This is a genomic window from candidate division WOR-3 bacterium (assembly GCA_013177935.1).
In the GTDB taxonomy this organism is placed as follows: domain Bacteria; phylum Hydrothermota; class Tepidihabitantia; order Tepidihabitantales; family Tepidihabitantaceae; genus Tepidihabitans.
In genome coordinates this window covers 112,893-130,929 of sequence record JABLXZ010000003.1, presented here as the reverse complement: position 1 = coordinate 130,929, position 18,037 = coordinate 112,893, and the positions used below count along the sequence as shown (strand labels likewise).

The 18,037-nt window shown below is 54.5% G+C and carries 9 protein-coding genes; 3 read left to right on the top strand and 6 right to left on the bottom strand.

Translation table 11 applies throughout. The features are described from left to right. Positions 1-109 precede the first annotated feature (109 nt). Genes HPY86_06165 through hypD form a run of 3 tightly spaced genes read right to left on the bottom strand, consistent with a single transcriptional unit; the run spans position 110 to position 3,341 of the window. On the bottom strand, positions 110-1,186 hold the full coding sequence (locus tag HPY86_06165; protein NPV14498.1) for a site-2 protease family protein: 1,077 nt from the start codon (positions 1,184-1,186) through the stop codon (positions 110-112). A 21-nt stretch (positions 1,187-1,207) separates the two neighbouring features. Beyond that, entirely contained in the window at positions 1,208-2,272 is a 1,065-nt protein-coding gene (hypE, locus tag HPY86_06160) for a hydrogenase expression/formation protein HypE (protein NPV14497.1), read from the bottom strand. Further along, positions 2,262-3,341 carry a hydrogenase formation protein HypD gene (hypD, locus tag HPY86_06155; GenBank protein NPV14496.1) on the bottom strand — a complete coding sequence of 360 codons (1,080 nt, stop codon included), beginning with the start codon at positions 3,339-3,341 and terminating at the stop codon, positions 2,262-2,264. Before hypD ends, hypE begins: the two co-directional genes overlap by 11 nt. Before the next feature lie 89 nt (positions 3,342-3,430). Between hypD and HPY86_06150 the strand changes: the two genes are divergently transcribed. From HPY86_06150 to tsaE, 3 genes are all read left to right on the top strand, one after another. Beyond that, positions 3,431-4,213, top strand: coding sequence for a crotonase (locus HPY86_06150; GenBank protein ID NPV14495.1), 783 nt, complete (start codon positions 3,431-3,433; stop codon positions 4,211-4,213). A gap of 3 nt (positions 4,214-4,216) precedes the next feature. Further along, on the top strand, positions 4,217-5,413 hold the full coding sequence (locus tag HPY86_06145; protein ID NPV14494.1) for an acetyl-CoA C-acetyltransferase: 1,197 nt from the start codon (positions 4,217-4,219) through the stop codon (positions 5,411-5,413). Between the two features lie 279 nt (positions 5,414-5,692). Beyond that, the gene (gene tsaE, locus HPY86_06140) at positions 5,693-6,139 is read left to right on the top strand and encodes a tRNA (adenosine(37)-N6)-threonylcarbamoyltransferase complex ATPase subunit type 1 TsaE (protein NPV14493.1); all 447 of its coding nucleotides are present in this window, start codon (positions 5,693-5,695) and stop codon (positions 6,137-6,139) included. On the opposite strand, the gene mfd is transcribed toward tsaE, so the two are convergent. The 3 genes from mfd to HPY86_06125 form a co-directional block, all read right to left on the bottom strand. Then, entirely contained in the window at positions 6,107-9,058 is a 2,952-nt protein-coding gene (mfd, locus tag HPY86_06135) for a transcription-repair coupling factor (protein ID NPV14492.1), read from the bottom strand. The genes tsaE and mfd overlap by 33 nt on opposite strands. Before the next feature lie 182 nt (positions 9,059-9,240). Beyond that, entirely contained in the window at positions 9,241-10,731 is a 1,491-nt protein-coding gene (locus tag HPY86_06130; GenBank protein ID NPV14491.1) for a PorV/PorQ family protein, read from the bottom strand. Positions 10,732-10,876: 145 nt separating this feature from the next. Next, positions 10,877-17,656 (bottom strand): hypothetical protein, encoded by a 6,780-nt coding sequence (locus HPY86_06125; protein NPV14490.1) that lies wholly within the window; start codon positions 17,654-17,656, stop codon positions 10,877-10,879. Positions 17,657-18,037: the final 381 nt, after the last annotated feature.

Below are 18,037 nucleotides of genomic sequence, written 5' to 3'. Positions count from 1 at the left end.
AACTTTACTGCCGGAGTGTAACCCTTTTGCAATCTGTGGAAAAACGCCACGCCCGTAACTTCAATTTAATTATATTGCCAGATTCCCAATTGTCAATGAATTATAATGGTCAAAACCCAGCGGCCGGGAATGGTGCCGGCGTAAACGAAAGCACCATTATCACCAGGGCAGCAATCGCCAGCACAATATCGGTTCGGTTCAGGGGTGTGATGTCGTCTAACGGTGGCGGATGCTTCAAACCCAGTGCCGTTGCCAGAAACGCCCAGAAGGGCCAGCCCAGCCAGAAAAATCCCATCAGCAACAGACCGCCGATGATAAAATAACTGAAAAGCCGGTATTTTTTACCCAATAGCGCATAGGCGATATGGCCGCCATCCAGTTGTCCCACCGGCAAAAGATTGAGCGCGGTAACGAACATTCCAAGCCATCCAGCAAACGCCAGTGGGTGCAGAACAACATCGGTCCCGGCTGGTAATGTGCCGTGAAAAATTCGGGAGATGAACTCAAATATCAGCGGTGTGCCCAGCCGCAAAAGCGGTGCACCGGCAGGAACTTCCCGTACCGTTGACAGCGCAATACCGATGATTGACACCGGAATCGCCACCAGAAATCCGGCAAGAGGTCCAGCAACCCCAACCCGTACCAGTGCACTCCGGCTCGGCACCGGCGAACGAATCTTGATAAATGCGCCCATTGTTCCGGTCATCGGATGCGGCACCGGTAGAAAATAAGGCGGTGTGGCATCAACCCCTAAGCGCCGCGCGGTGAGATAGTGCGCCAGTTCGTGCGTCCCGAGGATTAAAATCAACCCCAGGGAAAACGGTATGCCACTCAATAGATTATAAGGATTCTGAAACGGGTCCTTACCGGCGTGCAAAGTTCCGACAAAAAGCGTTGTTCCAATCGTTGCCAGTAATAAAAGGATGTTGACCCAGAGCCGCACCGGTTTTCGCGGGGGGGCATAACCATAGGTTACAATATGCCCATCACCCATCTTCTCAAAGTAAGCAACCGCGCCGTGTTCTTCAAAAACCTTTTTTAACTGGGCAAGGTTCTCTGCCACCGGCTCATAAATTTTGCCCAGGATTCTGTTGCCCTCAACCGCTGCTACCGCCATATAACGCTGTACCCGATTGATATCAACCGGACCTTCGCTTACCGCCGCATTTTCATCCGACATACTCATATCTTTGACCGCAAAAAAACCTCAGCAGATTCTTGGTAACTGCTCACCCTCGAGCATCAAAACCCGCCGCAACGCGCCTAACTTTGTTTTTACCCAGACACCGCGCGGCTCTTTCACCACCTCACCAATCACCCTTGCCCCTTTTCCTGAGGGAAAGCGGCGCAGCGTTCTTACCACCTTATCCGCCTGCTCCTTTGCCACCACCATTACCACCTTGCCTTCATTTGCCATATAAAGCGGGTCAAGACCTAACAAATCCGCCACCCCTTTTACCGCCCGTTTTACCGGCACCAATTCCTCCACAATTAGAAATCCAAATTTGCACTCTTGGGCAAACTCATTCAAAGTTGTTGCCAGACCGCCCCTTGTTGGGTCGCGCATCAGTTTAACACTCCCGCTCTTGAGCACAGCAAGAATCATCCGGTTCAGGGGCGCACAGTCGCTCACCAGTTTTGCACGAAAGTGATAACCACCGCGCGCAATCGCCACCGCTGCCTCGTGCTCGCCCAGACCGCCACTCAGAACCAAACGGTCACCACTCTGCACAAACTCACCACCCAACCGCACCCCTTTGTGCCGCACCCCGATGCCGCTCGTGGTAATGAACATCTCTTCACCAGCACTCGCGCCTTCAATCACCTTGGTGTCACCGGTAACCACCATCACCCCGGCACTTTTTGCTGTCGCCGCCATTGACCGGCAAACCCGCTCCAGCGTGTTCAGTGCTAACCCCTCGCGCAGGACAAAACTCACTGCGAGATAGAGCGGCTTTGCGCCCAGCACCGTTAGGTCATTTACTGTACCGCACACCGCCAGTTTTCCGATGTCACCACCCGGGAAAAACAGCGGCTTGACAACATAAGAGTCGGTGGTAAAACACAACTCGCCTTTGGGCAATTTCACCACCGCACTGTCCTCCAGCCGGTTGAGCGCAGGATTGCCAAAATAGCGCAGAAACATCTCTTCAATCAGCCGATGCATCTTCCTGCCTCCGGCACCGTGCCCGAGTCCAATCCGCTCCGCACCGGGTGGTAACTTAAACGCCGGTGGCAAACCTTTATCCGCCAAAATTTTCTTATCTTTCATAACGGTAGTATGCCGCACAGGCACCCTCCGAAGAAACCATACACGGACCAACCGGACTTTCCGGAGTACACACCCGGGCAAACAACCGGCACTCCGGCGGTATCTTCACCCCCAACATAACATCACCACAGGCACAGCCGGTTCTCTTTCTTTTTTTGCTCGCAACCACCCCAAAACGCTCTCCGGCGTCAAACCGGGCAAACCGCTTCTTAAACCCCAGACCGGAAAGGGCGATTTTACCGATGCCCCGCCAATCCGCCGCAACCGGCTTAAAAACTGTTTGCATCATCGCCTGCGCCTGAGGGTTCCCTTCAGGACGAACACTCCGCCGGTACTGAATTGTCAGTTCTGGTCCTCTGACAATCTGCTGTAAGAGGGAGAAAATCCCCTCCAGTATATCGCGCGGCTCAAACCCGGTGATACAGCAGGGCATCCGATAACGGTCCACTAAAAACCGATAGGGCTGCGACCCGATTACCGTTGACACATGACCGGGTAAAATCAACCCATCAACTCCAATCTCGGGACAGGAAGCGATAAACTTTAGCGCCGGTGGTATCAACTTAAACAGCGGCAGAACCGAAAAGTTCTTCACTTTCAACTTCGCCGCCTCGAGCACCGTTGCTGCCACAGTCGGCGCGGTCGTCTCAAACCCAACCCCTAAAAACACAAACTCCTTTTTGGGCTCCTGCACCGCCATTCGCAGCCCGTCAAGCGGTGAATACACAACCCGCACATCCGCACCCCTTGACCTGGCATCGGCTAAAGAGCCGTTGGTACCGGGTACGCGCATCATATCGCCGAAAGTAACCACCACCACATCGGGCAAAAGGGCAAAGTTAATCGCCCGGTCAATGTCCTGCTCCGCAGTTACGCACACCGGACATCCGGGACCGGAAACAAGTTTCAGCCTCGGGTCAACCGCCCGTCTGATTCCGGCACTGGAAATTGCCATCGTATGGGTACCGCAAACCTCCATCAACCGCAACCCATCACGCTTGCGGCACAACTCCGCCACCTGCCGGTTGATTTCCTGTAAAAGCAGCCGCTCCGGCTGTCCTCGTTTCATATTCCGATTATATTCACTCTAATATGGGGGTCAATTGTCTCTTGACCACAAACCAGAGATGAGTATATTGGAATAAAAAAGGAGGCAGATTGGATTTCAAGTATCTCTTATGTCAGGAAAAAGAAAGCGTCTACTGGGTTCGGTTCAACCGTCCACCGGTAAACGCCCTGAACACTGAGTTTATCCTTGAGATTGAAAAACTTTTTGACCATCTCGCAAATCGGGAAGACATTACGGTTGTCGTCCTCACCGGCGAAGGCAAGGCGTTCATCGCCGGTGCCGACATCGCCGAGATGTCAAAGTTCACGCCATTTCAGGCGCGCGAGTTTGCCCGCAATGGCCACCGGGCATTAAACAAAATCGCCGGTCTTGAAAAGGTGGTGGTCGCCGCCATCAACGGCTTTGCCCTGGGTGGCGGTTGCGAACTGGCGCTCGCCTGTGACATCCGCATCATCGCCGAAGGGGCAAAAATCGGTCAGCCGGAAGTCAACCTCGGACTCTTGCCCGGATTTGGTGGCACCCAGCGTCTTGCCCGCCTTGTTGGACCGGGCAGCGCCAAGGAGTTAATCTTTACTGGTGACGCCCTTGACGCTCAGGAGGCGCTACGGATCGGCCTGGTCAACAAAGTGGTCAAACCCGAGGAACTCATCCCCTTTGTCGAAACCCTGGCGAAAAAGATTGCGGAAAAAGGTCCGAGTGCCGTGCGCCTTGCCAAGAAGTGCATCAACCATGGTCTGGACACCGACCTCAACACCGGTTGCGCCTATGAGATTGAGGCGTTTGGGCTCTGTTTCGCTTCGGGTGAACCTGCCGAAGGCACCAGAGCATTCCTCGAAAAAAGAAAACCGAACTGGCAAAAAGGAAAGGAGTAAAAGATGACAATTGGTAAAGCAAAAGACACCTTTATCATCGGTGCCGCCCGCACCGCAGTTGGTAGATTTCTGGGTGGTCTGGCAGCGCTGCGCGCCCCGGAACTGGGCGCGGTCGCAATCAAAGGTGCGGTTGAACGTGCCGGCGTCAAACCCGAAGATGTGGACGGCGTGATAATGGGCAATGTCTGTCCCGCCGGGATTGGCCAGGCACCAGCGCGTCAGGCTGCGGTCAAATCGGGCTTGCCGGTTGAAGTGCCCGCCCTCACCGTCAACAAGGTGTGCGGGTCCGGAATGATTGCCGTTGCCCTTGCCTGCCAGCAAATCAAAGCCGGTGATGCCCGGCTGGTGATTGCCGGTGGTCAGGAGTCGATGTCCAATGTTCCCTACTATCTGAAAACATTGCGGGGCGGCCAGAAAATGGGCGACGCCCAGCTTCAGGACGGAATGATTTACGACGGCATCTGGGACTACTTCGGTGATGTCCATATGGGTGCGCTCGGTGACTTCACCGCCCGTAATTCGAACATCAGCCGCGAAGAACAGGACCGCTGGGCTTTTCGCAGCCACCAGAATGCGGTCCGGGCAATCAAAGAAGGCAAATTCAAAGCCGAGATTGTCCCGGTCCAAATCCCCCAGAAAAAAGGCGAACCAATCGTTTTTGACACCGACGAAGGTCCCCGCGCCGACACCACCCTTGAAAAACTTGCCGCCCTCAAACCGGTGTTCACCAAAGACGGCACGGTAACCGCAGGCAACGCCTCCTCTATCAACGACGGTGCCGCGGCACTCGCCATCGCCCGCGAAGACTTCATTAAAGAACGGGGCATCAAGCCGCTCGCCCGCATTGTCGCCTATGCCACCGGTAGTGTCGAACCAAAGATGCTATTCTACGCACCGATTAAAGCGGTTCAGACCCTGCTCAAAGTTCAGGGTGTTGACATCAACTACTTTGACCTGATTGAGGTCAACGAAGCCTTCGCCGCTCAGGTTCTGGCTGACGGTAAAGAACTGGGCTGGGATGAATCCCGGGTCAATGTCAATGGCGGTGCCATCGCCCTGGGTCATCCGATTGGTTGCTCGGGCGCGCGCATCCTTGTGACCCTGATTTATGCCCTGAAAGACCGGGGGCTGAAAAAGGGGTTAGCGGCAATCTGTCTCGGCGGCGGTGAAGCGGTGGCGCTGAGCCTCGAACTGGTTTAGGAAAAAAGGAACCTGTTAGCCCGATAAACCGGCTCCCGAGAGTTGATAAATCTCTCGGGTGGATAGAAACGGACATCGGTACCGATACCATCCCCGTAACGGACCCTTAGTTGACCCCTGTTGTGTTTCTCAGAATTCTCTAACTATCTCTAAACTCGTCTGTTAGATAGCGCATTTTCATTCTCGGTGTTAATCTTTCCTAACTTCGGGCTCTAAACTATGGGGATGTTTCCCCTACCACCTTTGACAGTGCGGGAAAATAAGGTATAACATTATCAGATGAAACCGGTTGTATATGAGACCGCCGATACCGCTGCCACTATTGCTCTGGGTGAACGACTTGCCCTGTTTTTAAAACCCGGTGCGGTGGTGGCGTTTTACGGCGACCTTGGCGCCGGCAAAACAACGATGATTAAAGGTTTTGCCCGGGGCCTCGGCGTGAAAGAGACTGTCAAGAGTCCATCGTTTGTTATCATCACCGAATATCAGGGCCGCATGCCGGTGTACCATATCGACCTCTATCGTATCCGCTCAATCGATGAACTTGTTGAAACCGGCTTTGACTCCTATCTCAGCGGTGAGGGCGTCTGTTTAATTGAGTGGGCAGAACGCGCCGAAAAACTACTACCCCAAACCACCATCCGGGTAAAACTCTCCATTCTTGACCAGCGCCGCCGCATCGAAATCACCGGTTTAGACCGCGGGCTGACTGAGGAACTCAAGTAACCCCGGTTCACCACCATCAACGGTAACGGTCCTCTCCGCAGTGATGACCGTCGCCTTTTCGCCCTTCAACTTCACTTCAAGGACACCGCGTTTCCGGCACAACAGCCGGATGCGGGCAATCGTAAACAGCTCCTCAACTACCGGTGGATATCTACCAAACCGGTCAATCAACTCCGCCTTCAGTTCATTCAGTTCCTCCTCCGCCTCAACCCCTAACAGCCTTTTGTAAATCGCAATCCTGCCCAATGGGTCCGGGATGTACTCGGGCGGTATAAACACCGTGCGGTCCAGGTCCAGTTTCGGCTCCACCGGCTCGTGCTCGCCCCGCAGTTTCGCAATCGCCTCCTTGAGTAACCGGGTGTAAAGGTTAAAGCCAACCCGGGCAATGTGACCGTGCTGCTCGGTTCCTAAAAGGTTGCCAACCCCCCGAATCTCCATATCCCGCAGCGCCAGCCGGTAACCAGCACCCAAGCGGGAGTAGGCTAAAAGCGCCGAGAGCCGCTTGCGGGCGTCCGCGGTTACCCGTTCGCGCCGGGAGACTAAAAACAGCGCATACGCCTGAATATCCGCCCTTCCCACCCGACCCCGCAACTGGTGCAAATCGGCAAGCCCAAACCGCTCGGCACGGTTGACAATAATGGTATTGACATTGGGTAAGTCCAATCCCGATTCAATGATTGCGGTCGAAAGGAGCATCTGATACTTGCCGCTGGCGAAGTCAAGATAAATCTCTGCCAGTTGGCGGCTGGAAAGCCGGCCATGGGCGACCACCATCTCGACATCGGGCAAAATCTGGCGCAGCCTTTTTTCCAGCGCCCCCAGACTCATAATCTCATTGTGGACAAAAAACACCTGTCCGCCCCGGTTCAACTCGCGGTAAACATAACTTCTTATCAGCCCATCGTCCCACTCTGTCACCTCGGTCAACACCTCTTTACGGCCCGGCGGCGGTGTATGAATCGCCGAAATGTCCCGAATCCCGGCAAGCGCCATATACAGGGTGCGGGGAATTGGTGTTGCCGAAAGTACCAGGACATTTACATCGGACCGTAACCGGCGCAACCGCTCCTTCTGCCGCACCCCGAACCGTTGCTCTTCATCGATAATCAAAAGCCCAAGGTCGCGGAACTCAACTTTCGGATTGAGCAAAAGGTGAGTACCGATGACAATGTCCACCGTCCCATCCTTCAAACCACGCCGGATTGCCGCCTGCTGCGCGGGCGCAACAAATCTTGACAGCATCTCAACCCGGACCGGAAACCGCTCCAGCCGGCGCCGAAAGGTCTGGTAATGTTGATAGCAGAGCACCGTGGTTGGTGCGAGTAGCGCCACCTGTTTGAAGTTGACCACGGTCTGGAATGCCGCGCGCAAGGCGATTTCGGTCTTGCCAAAACCAACATCACCGCACACCAATCGGTCCATCGGTTTGGTTCGGGCAAGGTCTTCCCGGACCTCAGCTAGCGCCTTCAACTGGTCCGGGGTCTCTTCATAGGGAAACGACGCCTCCAGTTCTGCCAGCCAGGGCGAATCAGCAAGGAGCGGCGTGGTGCGGGCAGTCGCGCGCCGGGCATAAGTCTCGAGCAACTCCTCAGCGTACGCCGCGCTTGCCCGTGCTGCCTTTGCCTTGGCTAAAAGCCAGGAACGCCCGCCCAGCCGGTCCAGTTTCGGTGCCTCATCACCGGCGCCAATGTAACGGTCGATCAGTCCGAGATTCTCCACCGGTACATAAACCCGGTCCTTGCCCTCGTACTCAATCACCAGGTAGTCCTTCTCCACTCCGCCCTGTACCAGACGCTTTGTGCCGGTGAAAATTCCGACGCCGTAATCGATATGAACCACATAATCACCGGGCCGCAGCGTCAGAAGATTGTCAACCGGCACCCCCTTAAATCGGCGCCGCACCAGCCGACCTACGGGCGCGCCGTAAATCTCCCGCTCGGTTAGAACCACCCAGCCCCGCCTCGTATTGACAAACCCGCAACTCAAGCCGCCCACCAGATAGTTCGGTTTATCGCCGAGCAGGGTTGTCAAACGCCTCCGGTGATGCTCGGAGACCGCCACGATAAAGTACTCCTCATCGGTTTGCGCAATCTCCTCCTGCAGCAACTTCAAATTACCGAGATAGTTTGGTGCCGGCTGATACCCGAGCTCCTCACCTGCGCCGCTCTCAACAAACTCAATCTCCCACTTCCCGAACGCCTCGTTACCGCTCCCGATAGCCACAACCTCTTCCGGTAACAATGAAACCGCCGGTTTCATTCCGAACCCGGGTGGTTGCCGGGTAAACAACACCGCCTGCTTTAGCGTCTGGCGCGACCGCTGAGAAAGCGGTTCAAACGCCCGCAGCGAGACAATCGCATCGTCGGCAAACTCCACCCGGAGCGGTAACTCCTGGTTCTCCGCATACACATCAACAATTCCACCCCGCACCGCATATTCGCCCGGTTCGGTCACAAGGTCAACCCGCTCATAACCCGCCTGCTCCAGCCATTGCACCAGAAAGTCAAGTGCAAAACCACCCAACTCCAGTTTCACCATCCCGCCTTCAACTGACCATTCGGGCGCCGGCGCTGCCAGTTCCTCAGCTGTAGTAACAATGACCGCCGGCTGCTTTTTTATCCTTTTTATTTTCTCAACCGATGCCAGTGAACCGGGGTTAAAAAGCACCGCCTCGGTATCGGGATAAAGAGCCAGAGCATCCTGATATGCGGTGTTAGCCGCAGCCTCGTCCGCACCGACGAGCACCACCGGCAGTTGCAACCGGTCTGCCACCACACCGGCTAAAAGCACCTGTACTGAGGGCGGTGGCGTAGCAACTGTAACCCGACCCCGGCGGCGCAGTTCCTCGATAAGTTTGTCAAGATATGGGTCTGAAGCGAAATGTCCCCGAATCTCCTCCATAAAATACGAAGGGGGCATCTGCCCCCTTCTTTATTCTACCGACAGCTATTTCTTTTTCTTCGCTGTCTTCTTAACGGTCTTCTTCGCTGTCTTCTTTGCGGTTTTCTTAACACCGCGCTTCATGCATGCCATCGTACCTCCTTTTTAAGAACCAACGATTTAATATAATATTTTTTTACCCGTTGTCAAGGAAAATTTTGCTATTGCTGCTGATTGTCCTGCTTTACTTCGTCGTTATCAAGCGTATCGGTTGCCCCGGCTGCCGCTCGCTCCTTCAATAAGAAGGTGCGTGATACCAGTGCCCCGGGCACAACCGTGAGCGAATCAACAGTTGCAAGATAACTAATGTCGTCCGGTGTTATCGTCAGGCGATAAAAACCTGCCGCCAGTTTACGGATAACAAAACTCCCTTCAATGTTATTGGTCTGTACCGTCCCGGAATCCGGACCGCAGTAGTGCACTTTTGCGGCAAGAGGCCATCGGCTCCGCTCACTGTAAACTCCGCCCCACAATGAACCATAACCAGCCCGCCGCAGCACAAAATTTACCGTATGGGTTTCCCTCGGTTCAACAAAAAGTGACTCACTTTGAGAGAAAAAACTGTCCGCATTCACTTTAATCTTGACCCAGCCGGTCTGGACACCATCAACAACAAAGATGCCGTTTGACTCAGTATAAGACTGTCCAAAATGTGTTCCCTCCATGGTAAAATGGGCGTGGGCAATCGGTAAACCGGTTCCCACTTCTGTGACCCGGATTCTAATCCTGCCGTAACCGGGCTGGGCAAAGCCGGTGCGAATCGTTAGTCGATGAGTCGCCCCGAGTTCACCGTAGGGAACATAAGCGTAATCAAGCGCCCACCTTTCCCGTGCAACACCAACACCGGCGGTAAACCCTGCCCAGGGTGAAAGCGAGCGGTAGTCCTGCGGTCCCAAGCGGTACCCAATTCGACAGAAAAGAATTTCGTAAAGCGGATACTCCATACCGAAATGAAAATCCGGAAAACCGCCCCGCGCAGCGTTGGCATCAAACAAAACCCGGAGCCCATTCAACCACGACCGCTCCCGATTTACTCTATAACTCACTCCAGTACGAACTCCCAGCGGCAGCGCAAACCGCTCACTGCCGTATTTGATGCCCGGTCCCAGATTCTGAATTGCGATGCCCACCCGGAAACCACTCCTTATGCGATACAAAAACCCGAGGTCAAAACACACCCCGCGACCAACATTATCGTCCGGAAGCGCATCATAGAGGCCTTTTGCGCCAATCCCGAACGCAATCGCATCACCCAGTTTTACCCCATAAGCAACCGTAGCATAACCGCTCGAAAGGGCAATTGTCTCCGGATAACTCGCCCCGGCATACCAGTTTTCCACATTGCGCATCGTTGACAGCACACCGCTTATGCCTAAAGTCCCCGAACCTAACGGTGCCATAAAACTCAGATTTTCATCCCGGATATCGGCAAACCATTCTTGATGGGCTAATGCAAGTTGTATATCAGCGAGGTATCCCAGACCTGCAGGATTGAAGTAAATGGCGTTGATATCATCCGCCGCACCGGTAAACGCCTCGCCCAACGCACAGGGACGCGCACCTAAAGGAACCCGGAGCAAAGGGAATGCGGTACTTCCCGCATTGCCCCAGCCAAAATTGGTCAGGAGCGTGAATAACACCAGCGCAAACATAACCCTCCCTTGCCTAAAACTCTTACCATCTCCGTTATTCGAAACGGTCGAAACAACTCAATGCGCAGCCTTCTCCTGCCGCGTTGCTCAATCATAATACGGTTTCGGCTCGGGTATCCTACTGATTTTATTACCCTTCTATTCATCATCCGCGCGTAAACACAAATTTCTTAACCAGCCGCTGTAATCGCCCGGTCTCCGGTCGCATTTCGAACCGGTAAACATAAACTCCCGGTGCCAATCTTCTGCCCGCATCGTTTGTTCCGTCCCAGTCCAGAACATAAATCCCCTCTCTGCTTCGCTCGCGGTCCAGCAAAGTTCGAACCCGCTCTCCTAAACGGTTGTAAACCAAGAGCGTCACATCACCCCGTTCTGGTATCGAGAAGATAAACCGCATCCTGCCTTCCGCTGACAGGCGATAACAGAAAATCTGGAACTGCGGTGTTAAGGTAAACCTCAACCGCACCGAATCGCACAGCATTGAATCCTGACCAGCACGAGCCCGTAAAGAGAATTCGGCCTCATTGGGATTGGAACTGTTGACTAACTGGGTCAGGCGTGGTGCCTTTATCCTGAGTTTAAACTTAACCGGTGTGTCGGGCGCGACAAATCCCAGGTCCGGTTCGTGGTCAAAGTCCGAGTCGCGCAGGTGGATATTGCCTGTTTGGTCAAGCAACTCCCAGCCCCAAGAACTGTCCTGAGCAATAAGAGCAAGATTGACAATCGTTCGGATTGTTCCGGTGGTAACAACAGTAAACTCGTAATCGCGGCTCTCGCCTGGTGCCAGCACATCGGTCAGGTCGGGCGTGATGTCAATCCCGGTCACCACACCATCCACTTCGGCAATTGCCACCGCCTCATCGCTCACCCGGCTATCCGCAAAAGACCAGATGCTCACCCGTGCGGTATCCCGCTGTCCTAACATCGCTGACCAGGAAGGAGTAACCTCAAATATTATCTCGGTACTCCCGCCATAAGGTGCAATCGGGCCGATATCCGGGCGCCCGTTGTTGTTACGGTCTTCGAGTACCGCTCCTCCTCCATCAAGGAAGCGATGTTGCCATCCCCCTTGCGTTACTTGATAACTCAGGTCGGCGTAATCCGGAATATTTCCGAAGTTATTAATTGTAAAAATGAAGTTGTTTGCCTGCCCGGGTACGACGGTATGAAACTGGTCAGGTTGAATTACTAAATTCACAACCGGCGCCACCGCGGTTAACAAATGCACCCGGTCCCGCACCAGCGGATTGCTCGCTGATATCGCCTCCACCTCTGTCGAGTCAACAATCAACCCCAATTCATTGAAAGGTACCGTCACCCGCACCACAAATCCAACCGCACCGCCTGCCGGCACTGAACCAAGGTCCGGTATACCGTTACCGTTGTTATCATTCAGGTAATTCGTTCCTCTCGAATCAAGGAATTCAACAACCCAGTTAGCGCGCGTCCGGTAAGAAACGATGTCAACGGTATCAACAAAATTGCCATTATTGTAACAGGTCAACCGATAATTAACTATTCCACCGGGCGGGACTGTCGCCGCGCTGTCCGCGGCTAAGTCAATGTTTCGCGTAACTCCGAAAACACTAATTTCAATCTTATCGTTTGCCAGATTCATATCGCCGGAGAGCGCTGTCGAACAACTCACAATCTGCTCTCCCTCCTCAATCAATACCGGTGGAAATGTCAACTCTGCCGCGTTATTCGGCTCAATGGTGTCACTCCAGACAGTAACCGCATAACGTTCACCAATGCGCAACAGCGCCGGAATTCGCTCTCTTGTCGTACCAAAATTACGCACCCGCACTAACGGAATTACACTTTCTCCAGCGGGTACCGTACCCACCGGCGCAAGAATCGCCTCACAGCCCACATCACGCCAGCACACCTCAACCAGGGCATCCTGATAGTCATTAGCAGGGTTACTGTCTCCCTCAAGACTGGTGCTGCACCTAACGCTGTGTTGACCAACTTCAACCGCCAACCAATCATCAAACAGCACCGTATCTACCAGCCCCGGTGCAATTAACTTCTCCCGATATGAGCGATAAAAATCACCAATCCGCATCTCTATCGGAATTATCTGAGGCGCTGACCCGAGATTGGCAACCAGCGCCTTCGGTATTACCCGGCGACCGGAATCAACAATACCTGCTGGCGCAAGAATCGCATTCACCGCCGCATCCGGATAACTCCGGACAAAAATACTTTCAACCTTAACATCGTTTTCAGGCCGCTCATCCCCGACAAGCGCGGTGGAGCATTTCACGCCGATATAACCGCGCCCCCCTGCCTGCCACAGCCTGAAAGTTACCGTATCACTTTCCCCCGGCTCAACAATTCTACTCTGAAAATCTTTATAGCCGGCACCGATTAACATCCAAACCGGTATCTCCTGAGTTGATGTCGAGTAGTTAACAATCACCGCCGATGGAACAACGCTATCACCCAGCTCCACCATCCCTTGGGGCGATAGTATCCCATTGCAGGCGGCATCAATGCGGCGCACCACCATAACCGTGGAGTTGACCACATTATTAGCGTCATTAAGGTCGCCATCCAATGCTGTCGAACAGCGCACCATTTGTTCACCCAACTCTATCGCCTGCCACTCGGGAAAAGAAATCGTATCACTCGCCCCAGGTGATATCCGTGTTGTTATCCAAAAATCGTAATTTGTCCCAATCTGTAATCTTACCGGTACATCAACAGGCGAAACGCCGAGATTGGCAATCACCACCCGCGGTACCACAGTCGCTCCGGAGTCCACTATGCCCACCGGTTCAATTATCGCCAGCGCCGCTACATCAACAAACTTAACCACCCGGACTGAATCAACCCGCCGGTCATTATCTGGATTTTCATCACCCGTCACCATTGTTGAACACACCACGGGCTGAACTCCCAGCGGAGACGCAATCCATTGCGGGAAGACCACAGTATCCTTTGCCCCAGTATTGAGAAATTTAGTTCGTACCTCCTCGTAATCATCGCCGATGCGCATCAGCACCGGCACAACAACCGCCGAACTTCCATAATTACAGATTCGTGCCCAGGGAGTAACGACCGCCCCGGAATCGACCACGCCGATTGGAGCATATATGTCGGTTACCGCGGCATCGGGATGGGTTACTACCTGTACCATATCAACCGCCAGGTTGTTAAACTCATTTGTGTCCCCGGCCAGCGCCGTGGAGCAGCGCACCGTGAGTACACCGACCGGCGACGCCACCCAGGAGGCAAAGGACACAAGGACCGTATCATTAGGTGCCACCAGCACCGTGTCAATGTCACTGTATCCACCATCAATCCACAACCGCACCGGTATTGCCTGCGCACCCGTAGAGTAGTTGGCAACCAGCGCCCGCGGCACCACCACGCTCCCAGAATCCACCACTCCCGCAGGCGCCAGGATTGCCAGCGCCGCCGCATCAAGCTCTACCCCGACCTCAACTGTCCGGGAAAGGGTGTCGTTGGCAGGCCGCAGGTCACGGTCCAGTCCGGTAGAACACCGCACCACAACCTGCCCAACCGGATGCGCCACCCAGGCCGGAAAAGTCACCGTGTCAGTCGCACCCGGGCCCAGGGTGTCAAGCACCACCTGATGGTAATCATCCCCGATAACCAGATGCACCGGGAAAATCTCAAGCCGGGTGCCAAAGTTGCCCACCACCACCGCGGGCAGATAAACCGCACCCGACTCAGCACGCACCGGCGGCGCGACAATCGCCACCGGTCCCACATCCGAGCCAATCACCACCTCCACCAGAGTGCTGAGCGTGTCGTTGGCAGGGTTCTCATCACCCACCACAGACACAGAACACCGCACCGCATGCACCCCAAGGACATTCGCCTGCCAGTCGGCAAATACCACCGTGTCTAACGCTAAAGGCGGTAGCGTCTCGGTCCGCACCGCAAAGTAATCGTCCCCGACTTTAAGCGTCACCGTCGCAACCGGTGTGCCGGAGTAAAGGTTCTCAAGCACCACCCGCGGTGTTACCACACTACCAGAGTCCACCTCACCCCGGGGCGCAATAACCTCACACACACCAACATCAACCTCCTCACGCCGCACCACCTCGACCTGCGCATAGGCGGTGTCGTTGCCCGGGTCGCGGTCACCGGTTAAATAGGTCCACGCCACCACCTGATGCACACCCACCGGTGATGCCACCCAGGCGGTAAACTGCACCGTGTCCACACCACCCGCACCCAGCACCACCCGCACACTGTCACCATAAACCGCACCAATCACTATCGCCACCGGCACCGTGTCCACACGGGCCGCTAAGTTGCGCACCACCACCCGCGGTACTACCACACTGCCCGAATCGACCTCACCCAAAGGCGCCAGAATCGATGTCAGCTCCACATCCGGTAACGCCCTTACCGTCACCAGTGCCGAAGCGGTGTCGTTGGCAAAAATTGTGTCTCCCACCAGCGCCGTGGAGCAGCGCACCGTGAGTACACCCACCGGCGACGCTACCCAGGAGGCAAAGGACACAAGTACCGTATCACCGGCTGCCACCAGCACCGTGTCAATGTCACTGTAACCACCATCAATCCACAACCGCACCGGTATTGCCTGCGCACCCGTAGAGTAGTTGGCAACCAGCGCCCGCGGCACCACCACGCTCCCAGAATCCACCACTCCCGCAGGCGCCAGGATTGCCAGCGCCGCCGCATCAAGCTCTACCCCGACCTCAACTGTCCGGGAAAGGGTGTCGTTGGCAGGCCGCAGGTCACGGTCCAGTCCGGTAGAACACCGCACCACAACCTGCCCAACCGGATGCGCCACCCAGGCCGGAAAAGTCACCGTGTCAGTCGCACCCGGGCCCAGGGTGTCAAGCACCACCTGATGGTAATCATCCCCGATAACCAGATGCACCGGGAAAATCTCAAGCCGGGTGCCAAAGTTGCCCACCACCACCGCGGGCAGATAAACCGCACCCGACTCAGCACGCACCGGCGGCGCGACAATCGCCACCGGTCCCACATCCGAGCCAATCACCACCTCCACCAGAGTGCTGAGCGTGTCGTTGGCAGGGTTCTCATCACCCACCACAGACACAGAACACCGCACCGCATGCACCCCAAGGACATTCGCCTGCCAGTCGGCAAATACCACCGTGTCTAACGCTAAAGGCGGTAGCGTCTCGGTCCGCACCGCAAAGTAATCGTCCCCGACTTTAAGCGTCACCGTCGCAACCGGTGTGCCGGAGTAAAGGTTCTCAAGCACCACCCGCGGTGTTACCACACTACCAGAGTCCACCTCACCCCGGGGCGCAATAACCTCACGCACCGCCACATCAATCAACGGTCGCAGAGTAAGGTTAAAGCTCACCCGCTCAAGATACGGTAAATAACACGGGCGAGAATAGGAGAAAAATGTCCGGTACTGAAGATACCGATATCCGCTTACTGTCTGAGGCAGGCTGCCGCCATTAATTAGAACCGGTGTAAATTCGGTCCAGGTTCCGTCCGGCACAGGCGTATTCCCTGCCCGCACTTCAATTCCCACTGAAGACCCAGGTGGTTCATTGGCAACCCAGGAGCAACTGCCGCCATCAATAACCGAATCTTCCCCAACATAGTAAATGGAAGATAGATACCGGGCATAGAAGCCCCGGGTATAAATATTACCCACTTCGCGCCACAAACCGTGATGGTCGCGGTCAACCGGAAGCGCGGTTACGGAGTTGTAATACGGCCCCCAGAGGATAAAACTGGCACTGTCGGGCATCATATTGTTGATGAAGATGTCCTGAAACCCGTCGTAGTTTAAATCGGCAATAAGACCGCCTGAGGCGTTAAACTCCAGTTCCCCAATTTCACTGAAACGGTCATCACTGAAATAAGGTGCGGTATCGGGACGGTTAAAATAGACCCGTGGTCGATAAGCAACATTTCTTCCCCAATCGCCCCGATAGAAAACCAGGTCCAGCGTCTTGTCGTAATTCCACAAAACCGCGGCGCTCCCTCCATAGCATTGGCCCGGATGAACTATCTCCCGGTTGGTTATAGAAAAGCCGCTCGCGCTGCCATAGTAGATAAATGCCGAGGTAACCGTGTCGTAACCGGTAAACACCAAATCGAGCCAGGCGTCGTCGTTGAAATCGGCAACCGTGACGCCATGCGGGTTATTGCCCGAAACCGGCAGCCACACTATTCCCCGAGGTGAACGGCCCGAACTCCAGTAAATTACTGGTGCCTGATTTCTGCTCCAGAGTGACGCCACAATATCGCCAAACCCATCTTTATCAAAATCAGCCACCTCGAGGTTGTGCCCAACCGAACCGTTCAAGAAGATGCTGGAACGACGGCTACTGCTATAACCATCGGCACCGCCCCAGAAGATATAAACCATTCCGTTGTCTGACCCGGCAATGATGTCAAGATAAGAGTCCCGGTCCAGGTCGTAAACCGTAACCGCTTCACTCTGCCCGGAAATCACCACCCAGGTGGTATCAACCGGTGAAGGTCCGGAGTCTGTTCCCCAGTAAATTGTAATATGCCCGCTCCGCCAGCCCGAGTGAATCAGTTCGGCATTGCCATCAAGATTCAAATCCGCTACATCAACATTACCACCGCCAGCAACAGGATAGTATCGGCTGTTCGCTACACTGTAGCCGGATGGAGAACCAAAATAAACCCGCAGATATGGACCTGAGTCATCGGCACTTATTAGGTCAAAATAGCCATTGTTATCAAGGTCAAAACGGGAAAAGAATTCAATGCAGCCCGAATCTGGGTCAGCAGCCGTGCGCCGGGATACATACATCATCGGGTCGAGCTGGCCATCGGTAAAATCCTCAACCCGACTTTCGGTCCACACCCGATTGAATTGTGTAAGAGGACTTTCTGCCGGAAATACGGCAGTAAAAGCCAAAACGAGAAACAACCCTATCCTTCCTTCCGCAACCACCGTTTTCAATTATAACTGAAAATGAACTATAAGTCAACAATCCGTTACGGTCAAACTTAATAATTTGTAACGGTCTGCCTCTTATCTTTATAAAGACCCAACCGGGTTCTGTCTCTAAACGGGTCCCCAAAAGCGTTCGGCAATTTAATCCGGTAACCACTCCGGGAGTCGTTCCTGGAACGGCTCCCTGAACCCTTTTGGAGGTTATTTTGTCCGGTCTCCTCCAATAAATTTTGCTTCCAATTATTGCCGGTCACCCCCTTAAACATCTAAGTTCTTTCTCTACTGCAGAATAACCTTCGCCTCCTGCCTTTCCTTTGCCCATTTCTCTTCAAGTTAAAATTACCAGGCATTTCCTGATTGTGCCGGACGATTTTACCG